Consider the following 4,691-nt stretch of genomic DNA (forward strand, 5'->3'; position numbering starts at 1 on the left):
CCCCCGCCCGCAGTTGAGCCAGCCGGTCGTCCTCGCGGGTCCCCAGCGCCAGGACCACGGCGTTGTCGTCGTCGGCCACCGGTGCTCCCTTCCACCGCGGGCAAACACCCGCACGCGCACGAGACTAGTCGACCGGCGCGCTCCCCGCGCCGGTCGAAGGTCCCTGTCTATGGGGACCAAAGTCGTTGTGCCGCTGGAGTTTGGGTGGTCGGGTGCGGTGGCGTTACCGGTGCGCCGCCCGACCCTGCGCGTCGACGGCAGTGATTGCTGGTGCGCCGTGTGCAATATTGGGGTGCAACCGGCGTGGGCGGTGCGCGAGGGCAGGAAGGGCTCGTGATGATCAAGGTGTTTCTCGTCGATGACCACGAGGTCGTGCGTCGCGGACTGTGCGACCTGCTGGCCTCGGACCCCGAGTTGCAGATCGTCGGCGAGGCCGGCTCGGTCGCCGAGGCGATGGCGCGCATCCCCGCCGCGGCCCCCGACGTCGTCGTGCTCGACGTGCGCCTGCCGGACGGCAACGGCATCGAGTTGTGCCGCGACCTCGTGGCGGAGCACCCCGACCTGCGGTGCCTGATGCTGACGTCGTTCACCTCCGACGAAGCGATGCTGGAAGCGATTTTGGCCGGCGCCAGCGGCTATGTGGTCAAGGACATCAAGGGCATGGAACTCGCCCACGCGATCAAAGAGGTCGGCGCCGGAAAATCCCTGCTGGACAACAGGGCCGCTGCGGCGTTGATGGCCAAGCTGCGCGGCGCGGGCGCCCGGGAGGACCCGCTGTCCGGGCTGACCGACCAGGAGCGCACGCTGCTCGGCCTGCTCAGCGAAGGCCTGACCAACCGGCAGATCGCGGCGCGGATGTTCCTGGCCGAAAAGACGGTGAAGAACTACGTCTCCCGACTGCTGGCCAAGCTGGGCATGGAGCGGCGCACCCAAGCCGCGGTGTTCGCGTCCAAGCTGGATCGGCAGTCGCGCCCGCCCGCGGACTGAGCCGGGGTCTCGGTGACCGGCGGCGACAACGACTCCGCCTTCGCGGGGCTCGGCCAGCGCGGGCTGGTCGGCAAGATGCACGAGCAGCTCGACGAGCTGCTGGCCGCGCGCGACCAGATGGAGCACCTGCTGCGGGTCATCGTCGAAATCGGTTCGGGCCTCGACCCGGAGGCCACCTTCCACCGGATCATCGCCGCGGCCCGCGAATTGACGTCCGCCCCGTACGGCGCCCTGGCTATCCGCGACGCGGACGGCAACCTGGTCTCGTTCGTGCACGAGGGGATGGACGCCCCCACCGTGGGACGCATCGGCCACCTGCCGGTGGGCAAGGGGCTGCTGAGCCTGTCACTGCTGGACACCCCGGCGTTGCGGATGGACGACCTGACCGCCCACCCCGCGGCTGTCGGTTTCCCCGAACACCACCCACCGATGCGCGCGTTCCTCGCGGTGCCGATCACCATTCGCGACACCGTGTTCGGCAATCTGTATCTCACCCACGTCGATCCGCAGCGCGTGTTCTCCGAATCCGACGAAATGACCGCGCGCGCACTGGCGTTCGCGGCCGCCGTGGCGATCGACAACGCGCAGGTCTTCGAACGCGAACGCACCTCCGTCAAGTGGATGGAGGCCAGCCGCGAGATCACCACCGCGTTGTTGTCCAGCGAGCCGCACCGCCGGCCCCTGCAGCTGATCGCCGAGCGCGCCCGCGTCCTCACCGACGCCGAACAGGCGATCGTGCTGGTCCCGGACGATACCGGCGCGCCCGAGGAGCAGGTCGACACCCTGGTGGTGTCGGCCGCGGTCGGTCGGCACGCGGCCGAGGTGATCGGCCAGCGGGTCCCGGTGCAGGGTTCCACGACGGGGGCGGTGTTCCGGGTCGGCGAACCGCTCATCACCGGCGAATTCCGTTATCCTATCCAGGCATTCACCGACGTGGGGCAGCGCCCGGCCGTCGTGATGCCGTTGCGCGCGCACGACGAGGTCGTCGGCGTGATCGCGATCGCCCGCGGCGCCGACCAGCCGCCGTTCACCGAGGGGTACCTCGACGTGGTCCGCGATTTCGCGACGCACGCTGCGATCGCGTTGGTGCTGGCCGCGGCTCGCGAGGATGCCCGGCAGCTCACGATCCTGGCCGAACGGGAACGAATCGCCCACGACCTGCACGACCACGTGATCCAGCGGTTGTTCGCCGCCGGCATGACGCTGCAGGGCACCCTGGCCAGGGTGCGTTCCCCCGAGGTGGCCGAGCGGCTCAACCGCACGCTGGACGACCTGCAGACCATCATCGAGGAGATCCGCACCACCATCTTCGCGCTGAAATCCCCGGCCGACGCGAATGTCGACTTCCGCCATCGCATCCAGCGGGTGGTCACCGATCTGGCCGCCAACCGCGACGTCGTCACGACCGTGCACATGGACGGCCCGATGACGACCGTCACCGGTGAACTCGCCGATCACGCCGAGGCGGTCGCCGCCGAAGCCGTCAGCAACGCCCTGCGCCATTCCGGTGCGTCGCGGGTCAGCGTCAACATCAGCGCCGCCGACATGTTCGTGCTCGATGTCGTCGACAACGGTTGCGGCATAGCGCCGGACAACACGCGGCGCAGCGGGCTGGCCAACATGCAGCGGCGGGCCGAGCAGCTGGGCGGTAGCTGTTCCGTCACCACCCGACCGGAGGGCGGCACCGTGGTGCACTGGGTCGCCCCGCTGGGCGGAGACTGAATCCCCTGTGGCGCAACGCGTTACCCGCCGGATGCCGTCCTGCGGACCCGCCGGTGCGCGGTCAGCAGGAGGTGGTCGAATTCCGACCGGTCGGCCAGGCCGGCGCGCCGGAAGTCGGCGGTGATCTGCTCGGCCAGCGTGCGCAGCTTCAGGTTCGCCTCCTGGGAAAGCCATTTCAGCAGATCGAACGCGGACCCGTCGTCGAGGTCGTAGACCAGCATCAGCATGCCCTTGGCCTGTTCGATGCTGGCGCGGTGCTCGCTGATTTCGGCGAGCTTGGCGGTCACCATGTCCTCGTGGGCGTGGTCATGTCCCGGCGTGACGTCCACGATAAACCCGTGGGTGCCGACCACGTCACCCTCGGCGTCGACGAGCTTGTCGGCGACCACCATCACGTGCCGGACGCGTCCGCGGGTGTCGATGATGCGGTGCCGGGTGCCGAACGCCGAACGGGCGTGCACGATCTGGTCGATAGTGGCCCGGACGCGTGGGCGGTCGTCGGGGTGCTTGTGCGAGAGGACCAACTCGGTGGTGGGTGTGACGCTGCCGGGCTCGTAGCCGTAGATCCGCTGCACCTCGTTCGACCATTCCCACCGCTGGTCGGTGAAGTGGAACCTGAACCAGCCCGCGGGGTGTGCCGTGCCGCCGGTCAGGGCCTGCTCGACACTGCCCGTCTGGCCGTCCAGTTCCCATTTCATGGTGCGTCCCCTGTCGCGGCGGGCGGCGGCCGGCTCGTGGCGGCTTCGCGCCCAGTGCGGCCGCCGCCCGGCCCGCCGGCGGATCAGGCGTTGATCACCTCCCGGTGCGCCGCGTTGTCCTTGATGGCTTGCTGCCCGCCGTCGCGGCCCACCGAGATCTTGCGCGGCTTGGCCCGTTCGGCCACCGGGATCTGCAGGCTCAGCACGCCCTCTCGGTAGGACGCCTCGATCCTTTCGGTGTCCAGGTTGTCGCCGAGCACCAGCTGGCGGCTGAACACCCCGCGCGGCCGCTCGGTGGCCAGCATCTCGCGGTTGGGGTCCACCGGCGGGCGCTGCGCGCGCACGGTCACCACGTTGCGCTCGATGTCGATGTCCAGCGAGTCGGCGTCGATGCCGGGCAGGTCGAACTCGACGACGAACTTCTCTCCCTCGCGCCACGCGTCCATGGGCATCACGGCAGGTCGCGCCGCCGTACCGAGCACCTGGTGGGCGAAGCGGTCGAGTTCCCGGAACGGGTCGGTACGCATCAACATGGTAGTCACCTCTCACTCCAATCTAGGCTGTGGGTCGGCTATTTCCTATGTCTAATGACATAGATTTCTTATAGCACTCGTCGACATAACGGCGCAAGTGTGCTACACAGATTTTCTAAAGCTGTTCAGAAAGGGGGACGAGATGGCCGACCGCCCTACGGAATTGGAAGCTCCGGCGTCCGACCACGGCGTGTACGGCATCTCGGTGGCCGCCGAACTGTCCGGTATCGCGGTCCAATCGCTGCGGCTCTACGAGCGCCACGGGCTCCTGACCCCGGCGCGCAGCGAGGGGGGGACCCGCCGCTACAGCGCGAACGACCTCGCCCGCCTGCGGCGCATCAGCGAACTGGTCAATGCGGGGGTGAACCTCGCGGGCATCTCCCGCATCCTCGACCTCGAGGACCACAACGCGTCGCTCTCGGCGGTGAACTCCAGCCTGCGCTCCACCAACCACACGCTGCGCACCGCCGTGCGCACGTCCAAAGGCGGCACCCTGGACGGCGACACCGCCGAGGGCTGACCGCGGCGCAATGCCCCGCCGCTGATTGCGGGGCACCACCCGGGGTATTCGGCCGGCTAGGCCTTCAAGGGAGCGTCCCGTGGGCAGCAAGAGGAGAAGCAATGGCAGACGTGACGGGAACCAGCGCCCGGGTGGTCCACGGTGCACGGCAAGAAGCGCAGGCGTACCAAGGCGACAGCGACCAACCGCTGGGCGGCTACCTGGCCGTCCTGGTCGTCTACAGCCTCGTGG

5 protein-coding genes are annotated in these 4,691 nt (G+C 69.0%); 3 read left to right on the forward strand and 2 right to left on the reverse strand.

The window, feature by feature from the left end; translation table 11 throughout:
- Positions 1-336 precede the first annotated feature (336 nt).
- Complete coding sequence (locus A5714_RS00215) at positions 337-987, forward strand: response regulator transcription factor (RefSeq protein WP_068074937.1); 651 nt, start codon at positions 337-339, stop codon at positions 985-987.
- Between the two features lie 75 nt (positions 988-1,062).
- Positions 1,063-2,709, forward strand: coding sequence for a GAF domain-containing sensor histidine kinase (locus A5714_RS00220; RefSeq protein WP_068281691.1), 1,647 nt, complete (start codon positions 1,063-1,065; stop codon positions 2,707-2,709).
- A 20-nt stretch (positions 2,710-2,729) separates the two neighbouring features.
- Here A5714_RS00220 and A5714_RS00225 read toward each other — a convergent pair whose 3' ends face one another.
- Both A5714_RS00225 and A5714_RS00230 read right to left on the reverse strand, forming a co-directional pair.
- Complete coding sequence (locus tag A5714_RS00225; protein ID WP_068074934.1) at positions 2,730-3,407, reverse strand: PAS and ANTAR domain-containing protein; 678 nt, start codon at positions 3,405-3,407, stop codon at positions 2,730-2,732.
- 83 nt (positions 3,408-3,490) lie between these two features.
- Positions 3,491-3,940, reverse strand: coding sequence for an Hsp20/alpha crystallin family protein (locus tag A5714_RS00230; protein ID WP_068074931.1), 450 nt, complete (start codon positions 3,938-3,940; stop codon positions 3,491-3,493).
- 142 nt (positions 3,941-4,082) lie between these two features.
- On the opposite strand from A5714_RS00230, the gene A5714_RS00235 reads away from it, so the two are divergent.
- A complete protein-coding gene (locus A5714_RS00235; RefSeq protein ID WP_068074952.1) occupies positions 4,083-4,460 on the forward strand; it encodes a helix-turn-helix transcriptional regulator in 378 nt (125 codons plus the stop codon).
- The last annotated feature ends 231 nt before the right edge of the window (positions 4,461-4,691 follow it).

Source organism: Mycobacterium sp. E2462 (assembly GCF_001672685.1).
Taxonomy (GTDB): domain Bacteria; phylum Actinomycetota; class Actinomycetes; order Mycobacteriales; family Mycobacteriaceae; genus Mycobacterium.

Excerpts from the sequence above, each read along its gene's own strand:
- A5714_RS00215 (WP_068074937.1), top strand. The coding sequence starts at position 337 with ATGATCAAGGTGTTTCTCGTCGATGACCACGAGGTCGTGCGTCGCGGA.
- A5714_RS00220 (WP_068281691.1), top strand. The coding sequence starts at position 1,063 with ATGCACGAGCAGCTCGACGAGCTGCTGGCCGCGCGCGACCAGATGGAG.
- A5714_RS00225 (WP_068074934.1), bottom strand. The coding sequence starts at position 3,407 with ATGAAATGGGAACTGGACGGCCAGACGGGCAGTGTCGAGCAGGCCCTG.
- A5714_RS00230 (WP_068074931.1), bottom strand. The coding sequence starts at position 3,940 with ATGTTGATGCGTACCGACCCGTTCCGGGAACTCGACCGCTTCGCCCAC.
- A5714_RS00235 (WP_068074952.1), top strand. The coding sequence starts at position 4,083 with ATGGCCGACCGCCCTACGGAATTGGAAGCTCCGGCGTCCGACCACGGC.